This window comes from Pseudomonas sp. MWU13-2105, from assembly GCF_023242315.1.
Classification (GTDB): Bacteria; Pseudomonadota; Gammaproteobacteria; order Pseudomonadales; family Pseudomonadaceae; genus Aquipseudomonas.
In genome coordinates this window covers 20,697-37,929 of the sequence record NZ_JALLIY010000030.1, presented here as the reverse complement: position 1 = coordinate 37,929, position 17,233 = coordinate 20,697, and the positions used below count along the sequence as shown (strand labels likewise).

Below are 17,233 nucleotides of genomic sequence, written 5' to 3'. Positions count from 1 at the left end.
GTTCCAGGGCCGCTACGCGCCCCAACGCGGGCAAGCCCGCTCGCCACAGGTATTCGCTCGCCACGGAAGTCCAGCGTTTCAATGATTGGTGGTGTAGGCCAACATCATCGACAGCTGGCACATCGGCCGGCCGCTTTCGGCATGCCACTGGTTGAACGCGTCCTGCACGATCGCCAGGTCGCGCAGGCTGGTGGGCACCTTGTCGACGATCTTCTGCGCATTCAACGCCGCCACCACATCATAGGTCGGAACGAAGGTGTCCTTGCCGACCATCCGCAGAAAACGCGGCGCCGACAGCCCGCCCAACTGATGGCCATGCTTGGCCAGGTACTTCCACAATCCGGTGATTTCAGTCACCGGCCAATCGGCGATCAACGCGCCGAAACTGCCTTTCTCCCTGGCCACGTCCAACACCATCTGCGCATTGCGCGGCACGCTCGTGAGCTTGCCCAGGTGGCGAATGATCCGCGCGTCCTGCATCAGCCGCTCCAGGTGCTCGGCGCCCATCAACACCACTTTTTCCGGGTCAAAACCGAAAAACACCTGTTCGAACACCGGCCACTTGGCATCCACCAGGCTGTGCTTGAGGCCGGCACGGAAGACCCGCAAGGCGATCAGCGACAGATAACGATCGTCCGGCAGTGCACGCAGTTGCCCCGGACTGGCCGGCACCGGCAGTTCAGCCTCCAGCGCGGCGGCCGAACCAAAGCGGTTCAGGCAGTACTCGTGCAACCATTTGTAGTCGCGCATTCAGAGGTTCACTACGTTGACGAAGCGCGATGCGGCGGTCTCATCGATTCGAAGGTGGGTAAAGTCGAACAGGTTGCGGTCAGCCAATTGCGACGGCACGACGTTCTGCAAGCCGCGGAAGATGCTTTCGGTACGCCCGGGAGTCTTGCGTTCCCACTCCTGGAGCATTTCCTTGACCACCTGGCGTTGCAGGTTTTCCTGGGAGCCGCAGAGGTTGCAGGGAATGATCGGGAATTGCTTGAAATCCGAATAGGCCTGGATGTCCTTCTCACTGCAATAAGCCAGCGGCCGGATCACCACGTTGCGCCCGTCGTCGGCCCGCAGCTTGGGCGGCATGGCCTTGAGCGAGCCGTTGTAGAACATGTTGAGGAAGAAGGTTTCGACGATATCGTCGCGGTGATGCCCCAGGGCCATCTTGGTCGCGCCGATCTCGTCGGCGAAGGTGTACAGCGTACCGCGACGCAGGCGCGAACACAGTGAGCAGGTAGTCTTGCCCTCGGGTATCAACTCCTTGACCACCGAGTAGGTGTCCTTCTCGACGATGTGGTACTCCACGCCCAACTCTTTCAGGTAGGCCGGTAATACATGCTCGGGGAAACCGGGCTGCTTCTGGTCCATGTTCACGGCGACGATGTCGAACTTGATCGGTGCCACTTTCTGCAAGTGCATCAGAACGTCGAGCATGGTGTAGCTGTCCTTGCCGCCGGACAGGCAGACCATGACCTTGTCGCCTTCTTCGATCATGTTGAAGTCGGCGACCGCCTCACCGGCTTGCCGGCGCAGGCGTTTCTGCAGTTTGTTCTGATTGACCGAAAGAGTGCCCATAGCTCTTGCCTTAACCCTTGAAATCCGCGCGAGGAGTGTCGAAAAGCCGATTATTTTACCTATAAACCCACGACAGGCGAAGACTCCGTGGCGGGAGGGCTGCTTGTGTGGGAGCGGTGCTTGCTCGCGAAGAGGCCCTTGAGAACGCTAAAGAGCTTCGTGGGCAAGCACCGCTCCCACAGGTTCTAAAGGTTCCAGAGGTTCACAGGTCCAGTACACAAATACGACAATGCGATTACAGCCCCGCCCGACAGTTCGATTTGCTCTAAAGCGTGCCTCTCCCACTCCCTATACTGCGACATAAGGTCGCATATAAATCCAGACCTGACTTCGGCCACTTGGCCCGCAGGCGCTCCACCGGGGGGCGATGGCAATAACAAAAGGAGTGACTGGCATGATCCATCACGTAGTCGGACTGTTCACCCACCCTGATCAGGAATGGCGACAAATCCGTGGCGACGCAGAGGAAAGCATCGGCCACATGTACCTCACCCACACCCTGATCCTGGCCGCCATCCCGGCCATTTCGGCTTTTATCGGCACCACCCGGATCGGCTGGGTCATCGGCAACCGCGCGCCGGTGATGCTGACCCAGGAAAGCGCTATCTGGATGACCCTCATGTCCTACATCGCCATGCTCGGCGGCGTGGCGGTAATGGGCGCGTTCATCCACTGGATGGCCCGCACCTACGACGCCAACCCGAGCCTGGCCCGTTGCGTGGCCTTCGCCACCTACACCGCCACCCCCCTGTTCGTCGGCGGCCTCGCGGCGCTCTACCCGCATATGTGGCTGGGGATGATCGTCGGCACGGCGGCCATCTGCTACACCGTCTATCTGTTGTACGTCGGCCTGCCGACCTTCATGAACATCCCTTCGGACGAAGGCTTCCTGTTCTCCAGTTCCGTCCTGGCCGTCGGCCTGGTGGTGCTGGTGGCGATCATGGCCTTTACCGTGATTGTCTGGGGCCTGGGCGTCGGCCCGGTGTACACCAACTGAATAAAACAAAGCCATAACTGCCAACACGGGCCGCCGCAAGGCGGCCTTTTAACGCGCCACGACCATTCGGCGCCTGGCGGATTCGGAAATCCCCGGGTTTACGGCATACTCGCCTCTCTGGAGATCCGTACAGCATGCCCGAGCAACTCAAGACCCGCGTCGAAGACTGTTTCCAACAAGCCGAATCCTTTTTCAAACGCCCTTTCAAGCGTCCAGTGGTCAGCCTCAAGCTGCGCGGCCAGAAAGCTGGCGTGGCGCATCTGCATGAAAACCTGCTGCGCTTCAATCCGCAGTTGTACCGGGAAAATCGCGAAGATTTCCTCAAGCAGACCGTGGCCCACGAGGTCGCGCACCTGATCGCCCATCAATTGTTCGGCGAACGTATCCAGCCCCATGGCGAGGAATGGCAGTTGATCATGCGCGGGGTCTACGAACTACCGCCCAATCGCTGCCACACCTATGAAGTCCAGCGCCGTCGCATGACGCGCTATATCTACCGCTGCCCATGCGCCGACAGTGATTTTGCGTTTTCCGGCCAGCGTCACCGGCTGGTGGGCGAGGGGCGACGTTATCTGTGCCGGCGCTGCCGAAACACCTTGGTGTTCAGCGGTGAAATGCGAGTGGAGTAAGTTTTCCAAGCGATGCCGGCCTTGCCCGCGAAAGCGATGGAACAGGCGCCACTACATCAGGCTATGACACCCGCCTCTCGTAACACCGCTATGCGCTCTTCGCTGTAGCCCAGTTCGCGTAACACCTCATCAGCATGTTCGCCCAACCGTGCGCCAATATGCCTGGGCGGCGGCAAGCCCTGGGAAAACTTCAACGGACAGGCCATCTGCGCCTGCGTACTACCATCGCCGCGCGGCACCTGCACCACCACCTCTCGGGCCTGCAACTGTGGATGCTCGACCGCCTCGCCCAGGCTGAGTACCGGCTCGACGCAGGCATCCAGCCCGGCAAACAACGCGCACAGCTCAGCGAAATCACGCTTTTCGAACTCGATCTGCAACGCCTCCTTCAACGCCTGTTGCGTCCCCGGCTCGGACGACAGCCCTTGAGCCGCCAGTTCCGCTCGCCCCAAGGCCCCGCACAACTGCCGCACAAACGCCGGCTCCAGGCTCCCTACGGCAAACCAACGCCCATCCCGGCTCCGGTAATAGTCGTAGAAACTGCCGCCATTGAGCATCTGCCCCTCGGGCGCAGGCGCGACCCCGCAAGCGAGAAAACCGGCCCCGGCCATGGCATTAAGGCTGAAGACGCAGTCGGTCATGCTGACATCGACGTACTGCCCCAACCCCGTCTGCTGCCGGGCGATCACCGCCGCCAGCAAGCCGACCACCCCATGCAGCGAACCGCCCGCCACATCCGCCACCTGCATCGCCAGGGGCAACGGCCCGCCTTCCCGACGCCCGGTGTAGCTGGCCAGCCCCGACAACGCCAGGTAGTTGATGTCATGGCCGGCACGATCACGGTAGGGGCCGGTCTGGCCGTAGCCGGTGATCGACACGTAGATCAGCCGTGGGTTGATCGCCTTCAGGGCTTCATAGCCCAGGCCCAGCCGGTCCATCACCCCGGGGCGAAACTGCTCCAGGACGATGTCATGCTCGCGCACCAGCTCATGGATCACCGCCACCGCCTGCGCCTGCTTCAAGTCCAGGGCCAGGCTGCGCTTGTTGCGGTTGAGCCAGGCATGGCTGGCGGAAACGTCGCCGTCGTGGGGCGGCCATACCCGCAACAGGTCCGGGCGCACGGGTGACTCGATACGCAGTACCGCGGCGCCCATATCCGCCAGCAACAGCGAGGCAAACGGCCCCGGCAACAGTGTCGAGAAATCCAGTACCTTGAGTGATGCCAGCGGACCGTGCATGGGCTTTCCATCTTCCAGATCGACAGGCTCCAGGGTAGGCAGCCCACCCTCCGGCGGCAAGCACTCCAACGCTCAGCGCTCCTGACATAAATGCCCAGGCATAAAAAAACCCATCCGTAGATGGGTTTTCTGATGACCGCTGAAGCTTACTTGACGCTTGGCGCCGGGCCTTCGGCTACGCCCAGGTCGTCCTCTACGCGTTCGTCTTCAATGCCACGACCACCGGAAGCCAGTTCGGTGTGCAGCTTGTCTTCGTCCAGTTCCTTGACCCACTTGGCGACCACCAGGGTCGCCACGGCGTTGCCCACCAGGTTGGTCAGGGCGCGGGCTTCGGACATGAAGCGGTCGATACCGAGAATCAGTGCCAGGCCGGCCACCGGCAGGTGACCTACGGCCGACAAGGTCGCCGCCAGGACGATGAAGCCACTACCGGTCACGCCCGCGGCGCCTTTGGAGGACAGCAGCAGCACCAGCAGCAGGGTGATCTGGTGGGTGATGTCCATGTGGGTGTCGGTCGCCTGGGCGATGAACACGGCCGCCATGGTCAGGTAGATCGAGGTACCGTCGAGGTTGAAGGAGTAACCGGTCGGGATGACCAGGCCGACTACCGATTTCTTCGCGCCCAGGCGTTCCATCTTGATCAGCATGCGTGGCAGGGCCGATTCCGAGGAGGAAGTCCCCAGTACGATCAGCAGCTCTTCACGGATGTAGCGAATCAGTTTCAACACGCTGAAGCCGTGGGCACGGCAGATGGCACCCAGCACCACCACCACGAACAGGATGCAGGTGATGTAGAAGCAGATCATCAACTGGCCGAGTTGCACCAGGGAGCTCACGCCGTAGGCGCCGATGGTGAAGGCCATGGCACCCAGCGCACCGAGGGGCGCCAGCTTCATGATCATGTTGATGATGTTGAACATCACGTGGGCGAAACGATCGATGAAGTCCAGCACCGGCTTGCCGTAGGCACCCAGGCGATGCAGGGCAAAACCGAAGATCACCGAGAACATCAGCACTTGCAGGATATCGCCGTTGGCGAAGGCACCGACGATGGTGTTCGGGATCACGTTCAGGATGAAGCCAACCACGCTCTGGTCCGCACCCGCGGTGACGTAGGCGGCGACTTTTGAAGCGTCCAGGGTGGCCACGTCGATGTGCATGCCGTTACCCGGCTGGATGACGTTGACCACGACCAGGCCGATCAGCAGGGCGATGGTGGAAACCACTTCGAAGTACATCAGCGCATAGCCGCCGGTCTTGCCGACCGCTTTCATGCTCTGCATGCCGGCGATGCCGCTGACAACGGTGCAGAAGATGATCGGGGCAATGACCATTTTGATCAGTTTGATGAAGCCGTCACCCAGTGGCTTGAGGGCCACGGCGGTCTGTGGGTAGAAATGGCCGAGCAGGATGCCGATAGCGATGGCTACGATCACCTGGAAATACAGGGATTTGTACAGTGGCTGACGAGTCGTCATTGCAAAGTTCCTCAAGAGATCACACGCCCGTTATCCATCAGCGGTCATGGGACCTGAAGCACGAACCCTCCTGCACCGGAGGGATTTTTGTTGTTTGTCGAACTGCGTGGGCAGACCTCTTACTCTTCGCAAAGCTCGTGCCACTTTTGCAGAATAGCGGCAAAGCCTTTAGCCATCATGCCTGGCGGGGTTTATCGCGCCATCCCCCCTACAGCATAGATGGCGGTTTTCCGCCCATCCACCCCAAAGCACCCGAGGATTTGGCGGATATCCGCCTTGTCCCGGCGTCAGTTCCGTGACTAACATCGACCACTCAATGGACGGAACCGCCCCATGCGTGAACGCAGCATCGCCAGCCATTTCGCCCGCGCCGCCCTGGAAGGGGCACGTCGCCAGGGTCACGACTGTGCGCCACTGCTGCAACGGCTGGGCATCGCCGCGCAGTGGCTCGACGAACCGCGGGCACGCCTGGCGCCGGAGCAGTTCACCCAGTTGCTGCAAGGGCTCTGGCGGGAGCTGGACGACGAATACCTGGGGTTCGGCCAGGGCCGCTGCCAGCGCGGCACCTTCGCCATGATGATGCATGCGCTGATTCATTGCACGACGCTGGAAAAAGCCCTGAACCGCGGCCTGCTGTTCTACAGCCTGTTTCCCGATGCGCCGCGCCTGCGGCTTGCTCGTGAAGGCGACTGCGTGCGCCTGAGCCTGGACGCATCGAACCTGTGGGACCCGGATCACTTTCTCAGCGAGTGCCTGCTGGTGATCTGGCACCGCCTGGCCAGCTGGCTGATCGGCCAGCGCATTCGCCTGCTCGAAGCGAGCTTCGCCTACCCGAGGCCCGGGCATGCCAGTGAATACGACCTGCTGTTTCCTTGCCCGCTGACCTTCGACGCCGCCAGCAGCAGCCTGCTGTTCAGCAGCCGGTACCTGGGCATGCCGTTGCAGCAGGACGAACGCACGCTCAAGCAGTTCCTTGGGCGCGCGCCCGCCGACCTGCTGGCCCGCCCCGACGACGGCGACAGCCTGAGCAGCCAGCTGCGGCGCCTGCTCAGTCGGGATGCCAGTCGCTGGCCGGACCTGGAAGCCGTCGCCCAGCATCTGCATAGCAGCCCGCAGACCCTGCGCCGGCATTTGCGCGAGGAAGGCACGAGTTTTCAGGAGCTCAAGGATCAATTGCGGCGGGACATCGCCATCTACCACCTCGGCCGTAGCGAACTGTCGTTGCAACAGCTCGCCGAACAGCTGGGTTTTTCCGAACCCTCGGCCTTTCACCGGGCCTTCAAGAAGTGGACCGGCCTGACCCCCGGCGCCTATCGGGCCCAGGAACTGTAGAAACGGCCCCGACGGTTATTGTGGCGGGAAATGAATGCGGAAGGATGCGCCACCCAGGGTCGAATCGCCCAGGGTCATCTCGGCGTCGTAACTCTGGATAATGTCCTGGACCACCGCCAGGCCGATGCCCTGGCCGGGGTGCTGGCGGTCCAGGCGCTCACCGCGCTGCAGAATCCGTGCACGCTGGTCCGGCGGGACCCCCGGCCCATCGTCCTCGACATACACCTCGATGCCCTGCAAGCCCCGGCGCAGGCTGACCCGCACCTGGCTCAGGCACAACCGGTAGGCGTTCTCGAGCAGATTGCCGAGCAGTTCCAACAAGGCGCCCTGCTCGATGGGCACATGGCTGAATTGCGGCACGTCGATGACCACCGAGACCTGTTTGTCGCGATAAACCTTGTCCAGCGTGCTGCACAGGCTGTCGAGCACCGGGCGTAACTCGACCTGATGCCGGACCAGGCCGCTCTTGCGCAGGCTGGCGCGCTGCAACTGGTAGCTGATCTGCTGGTTCATGCGTTCGATCTGGCTCTGCAGGACCCTGGCCTGTTCGCGATCCTGGGGCCGCTGCGCCATGCCTTCGCTGACCCCTTGCAGCACCGCCAGGGGGGTTTTCAGGCTGTGGGCCAGATCGTCCAGGGAATCGCGATAACGGCTGCGCTGTTCGCGCTCGCTGCGCAGCAGGCGGTTGAGGGAGCCGGTCAGGCGCAGCAGTTCCCGCGGATGCTCCTCGCTGAGGCTTTCCAACTCGCCGCTCTCGATCTGGTCCAGTTCCTGACTCAACCGGCGCAGGGCACGCAGGCCCCAAGTCAGGCCGAGCCAGAGCAGGGCCAGCAGCACGGACAACGCCGCGCCGAAGCCCAGGTAGAGTTTTTCCCGCAGGCCGGCCAGGGTCATGTTGTATTCGCGCATCGGCTGCAAGGCGACAAAGCTGTAGGCGGCGCTCTTGCCGCCGAGCAACTTGACCTCCACGTCGTAGACGAAGAATTCGTTGCCGTTGTCCTCGCGGATTTTCGCGAACTCATTGCCGCGCCCGTCATAACGCGGGCGGTAATTGATGTGTTCTTCCTGGGTCGCCCGCGAACGCCAGACCAGCCGCCCCTCGCGGTCAAAGATATAACCCAGCAGGCGGCTGTCGGGCAGGTTGAATTTCTCGTCGGGGAGCAGATCGGGCATCTGCAGCTTCTGTTTTTCGATGCGCGCCGCGGAAATCAGCGTGGTCACGTCCGAGGCCAGGCGTTGCTCGATGGAGTCCTGCAACGCCAGGCTGAAGGCCCCCTGCATCGCCGGCAGCAAGGCCAGCATGAACAATATCGCCAGGAGGGTGGCGGCCAGCATCAGCCGCACCCGCAGCGAACGAATCACCGGCAGCGCTCGTTGAACAGGTAGCCCAGGCCTCGCACGGTGTCGATCGGCTTGAACCCGACCGGCCCTTCCAGCTTGCGCCGCAAGCGCCCGACCAGCACTTCGATCACATTCGGATCACGCTCGTCATCGTCCGGGTACAGCTGTTCCATCAGGCGGTCCTTGGCCACCACCTGCTGGTGATGCCGCATCAGGTATTCGAGAATCCGGTATTCATAAGCGGTCAGGGCCAGGGGTTGCTCGTCGAGGGAGGCCTGCTTGCGATTGAGGTCCAGCAGCAGGGGGCCGGCGGTAATGGTCGACTGGGTGAAACCGCTGGAACGCCGCAGCAAGGCATTCATCCGCGCTTCCAGTTCCTCGAACTGGAAGGGCTTGACCAGATAGTCGTCGGCACCGGCGGCCAGACCTTCGACCTTGTCCTGCCAGTTGCCGCGCGCGGTGAGGATCAGGATCGGGAAGACCTTGCCGCGCGAGCGCAGCTGGCGGATCAGGTCCAGGCCGCCCATGCCCGGCAGGCCGAGATCGATCACCGCCAGGTCATGATGGAACTGCTCGGTCTGGTACAGCGCCTCCTCGGCATTGCCCACCGCCTCGACCACATGACCACTGTCACTCAAGCGGGTCTGCAAGTGATGGCGCAACAACGCCTCGTCTTCTACCACCAGCAATTTCATAGTGCTCTCCCAACGCTACCGGCATCGCTTCGCCCATAACGGTAACTCAGTTCCACCAAAGTGTTTCATGAAAGACACGGCCGGCCAGCCAGCGGCAGATTCGCGCATCATCATTGATACAGAGTAAACAGGTAGCCCTGAACTCCCCCTGAACACATTGGATCGACTAGGCTTGGTCGGTATTGTCTTTTTTGCTGGAGAACCTGCGATGCGACTGCTACTGGCTGTTTTTCTACTCACCCTGAGCACGCTGTCCCAGGCTGAGATCAAGACCCGGACCCTCCCCTACCAGAGCCCCGACGGCACGCGGATGATCGGCTACCTGGCCTATGATGACGCGATCAAGGGTGCCCGGCCAGGCGTGGTGGTGGTGCACGAGTGGTGGGGCCTCAATGACTATGCCAAGCGCCGCGCCCGCGACCTCGCCGCCCTCGGTTACAGCGCCCTGGCCATCGACATGTATGGCGAGGGCAAGAACACCGAACACCCGAAAGACGCCATGGCCTTCATGCAGGCCGCGAGCCGCGACAGCACGGCCTCCAGCGCGCGCTTCCAGGCCGGGCTCGACCTGCTGAAAAAGCAGCCGCAGACCGACCCGGGCAAACTCGCCGCGATTGGCTATTGCTTCGGCGGTGGCGTGGTCCTCAACGCCGCGCGCCAGGGCGTGCCGCTGGCCGGCGTGGTCAGCTTCCATGGCGCCCTGGCGACCAACACACCGGCCACGCCGGGCAGCGTCAAGGCGAAGATCCTGGTGGAGCATGGCGCCAAGGACAGCATGGTCACACCGGAAAACGTCAGCGCATTCAAGGCGGAAATGGACAAGGCCGGCGCCGACTACCGCTTCGTCAGCCTGGCAGGCGCCAAGCACGGCTTCACCAACCCGGACGCGGATCGCCTGAGCCACGGCGAGCATGGTGGCCCGGATATCGGCTACAACAAGGCCGCCGATGAAAGCTCATGGGCGGATATGCAGGCGTTCCTGAAGAAAATCTTTGGCTGATCCCAGCTTGCCCGGCAAAATACCGGGCATGAACAGCCTTCCTGCCCTGCCCGCCTGCTGCACGCCCCTCGACGCCCGCTGGCCGTTGCCCGAGGGCGTGCCGCATTGCGTCTTGCTCAGCACCCGGTTCAACCCAGCGCAGCTCGTCGCGGACGATTTCCAGCGCAGCCGCATCGACCCGCCGGCGAGCATTCAACGCTCTGTAGCCAAGCGCCAAGCCGAATTCCTCGCCGGGCGCCTCTGTGCCCGCGCGGCCCTGCGGCAACTGGACGGTACCGACAGCGTGCCGGCCATCGGTGAAGACCGCGCGCCCATCTGGCCGGCCCATGTCAGCGGTTCGATCACCCACGGCAGCGGTCGGGCCGCCGCCATCGTCGCCCCAAAACGCCATTGGCAAGGCCTGGGCATGGACCTGGAAGAGCTGCTGAGCAGTGAACGGGCCGAGCGCCTGGCCGGCGAAATCCTCATCCCGGCCGAGCTGCAACGCATGGCCGCGGGCTCCAGCGAGCAGATCGCGCTGCTGGTGACCCTGACCTTCTCGGTCAAGGAAAGCCTGTTCAAGGCGCTCTATCCGCTGGTGCGCAAACGCTTTTATTTCGAGCATGCCGAAGTGCTCGAGTGGGATATCAGTGGCCAGGTGCGCCTGCGCCTACTGACCGACTTGTCCAGTGAATGGTGCAACGGCACGCAACTGCAGGCACAGTTCGGCGTGCACGACGGGCAATTGCTGAGCCTGGTCGCCATCCCAAGCTGAACGCGATCCCCTGTAGGAGCCCGGCTTGCCGGGCTCCTACAGGGGAAACCGGTCGATCACAAAGTCGATGATCGACGCCTCCTCGGCTCAGCTCTTGTCCTGAGCACGCGGCCAGCTCAGGCTGAAACACGCCCCGCCCAGCAGCTGGCTCTTGCCGATCAGCGCCCGACCGTCGTGCCAGTGAATGATCCGCCGTACGATGGACAAGCCCAGGCCATGCCCACCCGAGGCCCGGGTCCGACTGTCATCCAGGCGCATGAATGGCGTGAAGATCCGGTCCCAGGCACTTTCCGGCACTCCGGGGCCGTCGTCCTCGACATCCACCCGGCAGCGCAAGGGGCCAACCTGGTAACTGATGCAGACCTGCGACTGGGCGTGGCGCATCGCGTTGCTGACCAGGTTCTGCAGGGCCCGATGCAGGTAACGCGGCTCGGCCTCGACCCACACCTCATCGCCGCCGGCCTGCGGAAAGCACGGCCCGCGCGTTACCCGCACCTCCACCCGCAACGGCGCCAATTCGCCGATCACCTGGTCGACCAGGGCACTGAGGTCGATCCGCTGGAAGTTCAACGCCGGGGTACCTTGCTCCAGGCGGGCGTAGGTCAGCATCTCGTCCACCAGCCGGTCGAGGTCCTGGATATCGCCGTCCATGCCCTCCATATATTTGTGCCGGGCCTCGGGCGTCTGCGCATCGCCAATCATTTCCAGGCCGAACCGCAGGCGCGCCACCGGGGTGCGCAGCTCGTGGGAAACCGCTCGCACCAGTTCGCGCTGGATCATCAATGACCGCTGCAGGTGCTCGGCCATACCATTGAATGCCGCCGCCAGGCGCCCGATGGAGTCCGCGCCACTGGCCGGCACGCGGGTTTCCAGATTGCCCTGGGCCAAGCGCGTGGCCGCCGACTCCAGCCCGCGCAGGCGCCGCTCCAACTGCCGCACCAGCAGGTAGACGATCAGGCCGATCAGGCTCAGGCCCAGCACGGCAATCAACACCAGCCATTGCGCCGGGTAGGGATTCATCTGATACAGCGGGCCGATTTCCAGGACCCAGGGCGTACCGGACAGGCCGGCAAACACCCGGATCGAATCGCCGCCCTTGCCCAGGGCCATGACCGTGTCGCCTTCGCTGATCCGCCGGCGCTGGTCCTCATCCATATCGGCCTGCTCCAGGGTGACCAGCTTCATGTCGAAGCCGAAGCCCTTGTCATGCTTGAGCGCCGCCAGGCGTGCCGGCTGCTCGGCATCCGGGTAGCGCACCAGTTCGTCGGCCAACAGGTAGATGGTCGCCCGGGCCAACTGCTCGCTGATCTGCTGGACCTCACCCGTCAGCACCAACTGCTCCGGATCGCTGACCAGCCGATAGATCTTCGCCGCATACGGCCCGGTCTGCTCCACCAGGGCCTGGCCGCGCAGTACCCGGGTCCGCTGCCCGAGATCCAGGTGCACATCGGCCAGCGATTGCAAGACCAATGGAATACCCAGCAAGCGTTCCCACACCGCCAGGGCCCGGCGACGTTCGATTTCGTTCATCGGCCGCAGGTTGTCGGCCATCAGCGAGAAGGTGCCATGGGCCAGGTGCTCGCGATATTGCTCGCCACGCACCTGGTTGAGCAGGTGCAAGGCCAGGACTCCGAGCAACGCCACCAACACCAGCGCAGCGCACATACCGCCGTAGATGCGCAGGAAGATCGAGTTCACGACGGCAGGTCTGCGCACGCTTCGGGGACGAACAGGTAACCTTTGCTGCGAATGGTCTTGATCAGACGTGGGTGCTCGGGGTCATCGCCGATTTTCGGGCGAATACGCGAAATACGCACATCGATGGAGCGGTCCTGGCCGTCATAGCCGATACCGCGCAGGGCACTGAAAATTTCTTCGCGGGAAAGAATCCGCCCGGCATTTTCCACCAGCAGCCAGAGCAGATCGAACTCGGCGCTGGTCAGCTCGATCCCCGCCCCGCTCAGCCAGGCCTCGCGCAAGGCATTGTCGATCAGCAACGGGCCGAACTGCAGGCGCCGGACCTTTTCCCCGGCAGGCCCCTGGAGCGGCTCGCCGCGCCGCAGCAACGCGCGGATCCGCGCCAGCAACAGACGTGGGCGCACCGGCTTGCAGACATAGTCGTCGGCGCCCAGGTCCAGTCCCTGGATCTGGTCGAGGTCGTCGGTGCGCGCGGTCAGCATCAGGATCACCCCGTCGTAGCGCTCGCGCACCTTGCCGCAGATGCTAAGGCCATCCTCGCCGGGCAGCATCAGGTCGAGAATCACCAGGTCCGGCTGCTCGGCGATAATCCGCGCGGCGGCCCGGGCGCCATTGCCTTCGATGGAGACCCGCAAACCATTGCTCTCCAGGTACTCACGGGTCAACTCGGCCAGACGCTGGTCATCTTCGACTATCAATACCTGCCAGGCTTGCTCCACGGGCGACCTCTGCGTGCGAATGTTCAGCGTTGAAAGAATCCGCCCGTCTTTTTGTCATGATTCTGGCGGATATAGAAAGGCTAGGGCCGGTCGATTGTAGCAACGACCTGGCCCTCGCACACATGCCTGGATTGGCGCTCGGTCATGGGTTTTTTTTGTGATAGGGTTCGCGCCCGCAAAAATCCGCGCGGGGAGTTGGCGGCGGTAAAAAACAATGACGGGCGGTGCAATCCCGGCCTGCCGCGGCCTACACGCGTTTTCAAGCTTTCATACACAAATTGCGCACAGATTTATCCACAGGTAGCACGTTGCAATCGGCCCCCAAAACGCATTATCTTGTATCTCGGCAATAAAAAAACCCAACATGTAGGGTTTTCGCCCAAAATCCCCAACCACATTTCGCGTCAGGAACTCAAGCTCTTTTCTTGCATCCGCGGGGTTGAACTAAACACCGATTTGAAAGCCCAAACCGCATACGCGGATGGCAACCGTTCTCCCCCTTGCGTGGGAAAACGGTACGGGTGTTGCAGGACAAAACTGTCACCCATCAGGAATACAGCCTAGGGTCAACGACCCGCGGCTTTTGCAAACTTCGGCATGGAAGCGGCGCCCGAAAGCCCTCTTCCTCTGTCCCGAAGGGGTTATGCCCGACATCGCTCGGTTGTAGTGCTTCAGGACAGAACGGTGGGCGCCCTCGTGGTGCCCAAACAAACATAGAGAACGTGGAGACACCCATGCAAACCGACACAACTCGCGAGAACCCGCAAGGCACTGTGCCGCAGGCCGCCGATTCGAATCTGGATCTGTCCGCCACCGCGCCGGGCCAACTGCGCGTGATCAAGCGTAACGGCACTGTCGTTGCTTACACCGATGACAAGATCACCGTCGCCATCACCAAAGCGTTCCTCGCAGTTGAAGGCGGCACCGCCGCCGCCTCGTCGCGCATCCATGACACCGTTGCCCGCCTGACCGAACAGGTCACCGCGACCTTCAAACGCCGCATGCCTTCGGGCGGCACCATCCACATCGAGGAAATCCAGGACCAGGTCGAACTGGCCCTGATGCGTGCCGGCGAGCAGAAAGTCGCCCGTGACTACGTGATCTACCGTGATTCGCGGGCCAAGGAACGCGCCATCCGCGCGCCTTCCGAAGAGCCGGTCAACGCTCACCCGTCGATCCGCATCACCCGCGCCGACGGTAGCGTCGCGCCGCTGGACATGGGCCGCCTGAACACCATCGTCAGCGAAGCCTGCGAAGGCCTGGAAGAAGTCGACGGCGATCTGATCCAGCGCGAAACCCTGAAGAACCTCTACGACGGCGTGGCCCTGAAAGACGTCAACACCGCCCTGGTGATGACCGCCCGGACCCTGGTGGAACGCGAGCCGAACTACTCCTTCGTCACCGCCCGCCTGCTGATGGACACCCTGCGCGCCGAAGGCCTGAGCTTCCTGGAAGTGGCCGACAGCGCCACCCACCACGAAATGGCCGAGCTGTACGCCAAGGCCCTGCCGTCCTATATCGCCAAGGGTATCGAATTCGAACTGCTGAACCCGGTCCTGGCCGAGTTCGACCTGGAAAAACTCGGCAAGGCGATCAACCACGAGCGCGACCAGCAGTTCACCTACCTGGGCCTGCAGACCCTGTACGACCGTTACTTCATCCACAAGGATGGCGTGCGCTTCGAACTGCCACAGATCTTCTTCATGCGCGTGGCCATGGGCCTGGCGATCGAAGAGAAGCAACGCGAAGAGCGTGCCATCGAGTTCTACAACCTGTTGTCGTCCTTCGACTACATGGCCTCGACTCCGACCCTGTTCAACGCCGGTACCCTGCGTCCTCAGTTGTCGAGCTGCTACCTGACCACCGTACCGGACGACCTGTCGGGCATCTACGGCGCGATCCACGACAACGCCATGCTGTCGAAATTCGCCGGCGGCCTGGGCAACGACTGGACCCCGGTGCGCGCGTTGGGCTCGTACATCAAGGGCACCAACGGCAAATCCCAGGGCGTCGTGCCGTTCCTCAAAGTGGTCAACGACACCGCCGTGGCGGTCAACCAGGGCGGCAAGCGCAAGGGCGCGGTCTGTGCCTACCTGGAAACCTGGCACATGGACATTGAAGAGTTCATCGAGCTGCGCAAGAACACCGGTGATGATCGTCGTCGTACCCACGACATGAACACCGCCAACTGGATCCCCGACCTGTTCATGAAGCGTGTCTTCGATGACGGCAAGTGGACCCTGTTCTCGCCATCGGAAGTGCCGGACCTGCACGACCTGACCGGCAAGGCCTTCGAAGAGCGCTACGAGTACTACGAAGCCCTGACCGAGTACAACAAGATCAAGTTGTTCAAGGTCGTCCAGGCCAAGGACCTGTGGCGCAAGATGCTCTCCATGCTGTTCGAAACCGGCCACCCATGGCTGACTTTCAAGGACCCGTGCAACCTGCGCAGCCCGCAGCAGCACGTGGGCGTGGTACACAGCTCGAACCTGTGCACCGAGATCACCCTGAACACCAACAAGGACGAGATCGCCGTCTGCAACCTGGGCTCGATCAACCTGCCAAACCACATCGTCAACGGCCAACTGGACAAAGCCAAGCTGCAACGCACCGTGAACACCGCCGTGCGCATGCTCGACAACGTGATCGACATCAACTACTACTCGGTGCCGCAAGCGAAGAACTCCAACTTCAAGCACCGTCCGGTCGGCCTGGGCATCATGGGCTTCCAGGATGCGCTGTACCTGCAGCACATCCCGTATGGTTCGGATGCCGCCGTCGAGTTCGCCGACAAGTCCATGGAGGCGGTCAGCTACTTCGCGATCCAGGCCTCCTGCGACCTGGCCGACGAGCGTGGCGCCTACGAGACGTTCCAGGGTTCGCTGTGGTCCAAAGGCGTCCTGCCGCTGGATTCGCAACAGATCCTGATCGAGTCCCGCGGCCAGAAGTACATTGATGTCGACCTGACCGAAAGCCTCGACTGGGCACCGGTTCGGGCCCGTGTGCAGAAAGGCATTCGCAACTCCAACATCATGGCCATCGCACCGACCGCGACCATCGCCAACATCACTGGCGTTTCGCAGTCGATCGAACCGACCTACCAGAACCTGTATGTGAAATCGAACCTGTCGGGCGAATTCACCGTGATCAACCCGTACCTGGTTCGCGACCTGAAGGCTCGCGGCCTGTGGGACTCGGTGATGATCAACGACCTGAAGTACTACGACGGTTCGGTGCAGCAGATCGAACGCATTCCGCAAGAGCTCAAGGAGCTGTATGCGACCGCGTTCGAAGTGGAAACCAAGTGGATCGTCGATGCCGCCAGCCGTCGCCAGAAGTGGATCGACCAGGCGCAGTCGCTGAACCTGTACATCGCCGGCGCTTCGGGCAAGAAGCTCGACGTGACCTATCGCATGGCCTGGTACCGTGGTCTGAAGACCACCTACTACCTCCGTGCCCTGGCCGCGACCAGCACCGAGAAGTCGACCATCAACACCGGTAAGTTGAACGCTGTTTCCAGCGGCGGCAACCACGGCGACGATTCGGTCCTGGCGGCCCCTACCGCGCCAGCCGGCCCGGCGCCAGTGCCGAAGGCCTGTGCGATCGACGAGCCGGATTGCGAAGCCTGCCAATAAGCTGAGCCAGACCCGCGCCTTACCGCGCGGGTTGAGAAACCCCCGTCAGGCCTTGGGCCTGGCGGGGGTTTTCTTTTGCGTGGTGTAAATCGGCGCGCGGCCCAGCTTCTGTGGCCTGCCACATCCCCTGGAGCCAGCTTGC

The 17,233-nt window shown here is 62.5% G+C and carries 14 protein-coding genes; 6 read left to right on the top strand and 8 right to left on the bottom strand.

The features are described from left to right. Positions 1-78: 78 nt before the first annotated feature. Both M5B96_RS30815 and ttcA read right to left on the bottom strand, forming a co-directional pair. The gene (locus M5B96_RS30815) at positions 79-750 is read right to left on the bottom strand and encodes a DNA-3-methyladenine glycosylase I (RefSeq protein WP_248800778.1); all 672 of its coding nucleotides are present in this window, start codon (positions 748-750) and stop codon (positions 79-81) included. Continuing rightward, positions 751-1,575 carry a tRNA 2-thiocytidine(32) synthetase TtcA gene (gene ttcA, locus M5B96_RS30810; RefSeq protein ID WP_248800777.1) on the bottom strand — a complete coding sequence of 275 codons (825 nt, stop codon included), beginning with the start codon at positions 1,573-1,575 and terminating at the stop codon, positions 751-753. Between the two features lie 394 nt (positions 1,576-1,969). Between ttcA and M5B96_RS30805 the strand changes: the two genes are divergently transcribed. Together M5B96_RS30805 and M5B96_RS30800 are read left to right on the top strand one after the other, a co-directional pair. After that, positions 1,970-2,572 (top strand): Yip1 family protein, encoded by a 603-nt coding sequence (locus M5B96_RS30805; protein ID WP_248800776.1) that lies wholly within the window; start codon positions 1,970-1,972, stop codon positions 2,570-2,572. 134 nt (positions 2,573-2,706) lie between these two features. Next, a complete protein-coding gene (locus tag M5B96_RS30800) occupies positions 2,707-3,201 on the top strand; it encodes a SprT family zinc-dependent metalloprotease (protein ID WP_248800775.1) in 495 nt (164 codons plus the stop codon). A gap of 56 nt (positions 3,202-3,257) precedes the next feature. Here M5B96_RS30800 and M5B96_RS30795 read toward each other — a convergent pair whose 3' ends face one another. Both M5B96_RS30795 and M5B96_RS30790 read right to left on the bottom strand, forming a co-directional pair. Next, positions 3,258-4,439: a CaiB/BaiF CoA transferase family protein gene (locus M5B96_RS30795; RefSeq protein WP_248800774.1), complete on the bottom strand. Its 1,182-nt coding sequence runs from the start codon at positions 4,437-4,439 to the stop codon at positions 3,258-3,260. A gap of 146 nt (positions 4,440-4,585) precedes the next feature. Further along, positions 4,586-5,917, bottom strand: a complete 1,332-nt coding sequence (locus tag M5B96_RS30790; protein ID WP_248800773.1) for a dicarboxylate/amino acid:cation symporter — start codon at positions 5,915-5,917, stop codon at positions 4,586-4,588. Between the two features lie 333 nt (positions 5,918-6,250). Here M5B96_RS30790 and M5B96_RS30785 point away from each other — a divergent pair, with 333 nt between their 5' ends. After that, complete coding sequence (locus M5B96_RS30785; protein ID WP_248800772.1) at positions 6,251-7,249, top strand: AraC family transcriptional regulator; 999 nt, start codon at positions 6,251-6,253, stop codon at positions 7,247-7,249. A gap of 15 nt (positions 7,250-7,264) precedes the next feature. On the opposite strand, the gene M5B96_RS30780 is transcribed toward M5B96_RS30785, so the two are convergent. Continuing rightward, complete coding sequence (locus M5B96_RS30780; RefSeq protein ID WP_248800770.1) at positions 7,265-8,611, bottom strand: ATP-binding protein; 1,347 nt, start codon at positions 8,609-8,611, stop codon at positions 7,265-7,267. After that, positions 8,608-9,285, bottom strand: coding sequence for a response regulator (locus tag M5B96_RS30775; RefSeq protein WP_218227751.1), 678 nt, complete (start codon positions 9,283-9,285; stop codon positions 8,608-8,610). The genes M5B96_RS30780 and M5B96_RS30775 overlap by 4 nt, the downstream gene beginning before the upstream one ends. A gap of 208 nt (positions 9,286-9,493) precedes the next feature. Between M5B96_RS30775 and M5B96_RS30770 the strand changes: the two genes are divergently transcribed. Together M5B96_RS30770 and M5B96_RS30765 are read left to right on the top strand one after the other, a co-directional pair. Beyond that, positions 9,494-10,285, top strand: a complete 792-nt coding sequence (locus M5B96_RS30770; protein ID WP_248800768.1) for a dienelactone hydrolase family protein — start codon at positions 9,494-9,496, stop codon at positions 10,283-10,285. A 28-nt stretch (positions 10,286-10,313) separates the two neighbouring features. Then, a complete protein-coding gene (locus tag M5B96_RS30765) occupies positions 10,314-11,039 on the top strand; it encodes a 4'-phosphopantetheinyl transferase family protein (RefSeq protein ID WP_248800766.1) in 726 nt (241 codons plus the stop codon). 87 nt (positions 11,040-11,126) lie between these two features. Here the strand turns inward: M5B96_RS30765 and M5B96_RS30760 are convergent, their stop codons facing one another. Further along, positions 11,127-12,737, bottom strand: a complete 1,611-nt coding sequence (locus tag M5B96_RS30760; RefSeq protein ID WP_248800764.1) for an ATP-binding protein — start codon at positions 12,735-12,737, stop codon at positions 11,127-11,129. After that, positions 12,734-13,456 (bottom strand): winged helix-turn-helix domain-containing protein, encoded by a 723-nt coding sequence (locus M5B96_RS30755; protein ID WP_248800762.1) that lies wholly within the window; start codon positions 13,454-13,456, stop codon positions 12,734-12,736. The genes M5B96_RS30760 and M5B96_RS30755 overlap by 4 nt, the downstream gene beginning before the upstream one ends. Before the next feature lie 734 nt (positions 13,457-14,190). Here M5B96_RS30755 and M5B96_RS30750 point away from each other — a divergent pair. Beyond that, positions 14,191-17,091, top strand: coding sequence for a ribonucleoside-diphosphate reductase subunit alpha (locus tag M5B96_RS30750; protein ID WP_248800760.1), 2,901 nt, complete (start codon positions 14,191-14,193; stop codon positions 17,089-17,091). Positions 17,092-17,233 lie beyond the last annotated feature (142 nt).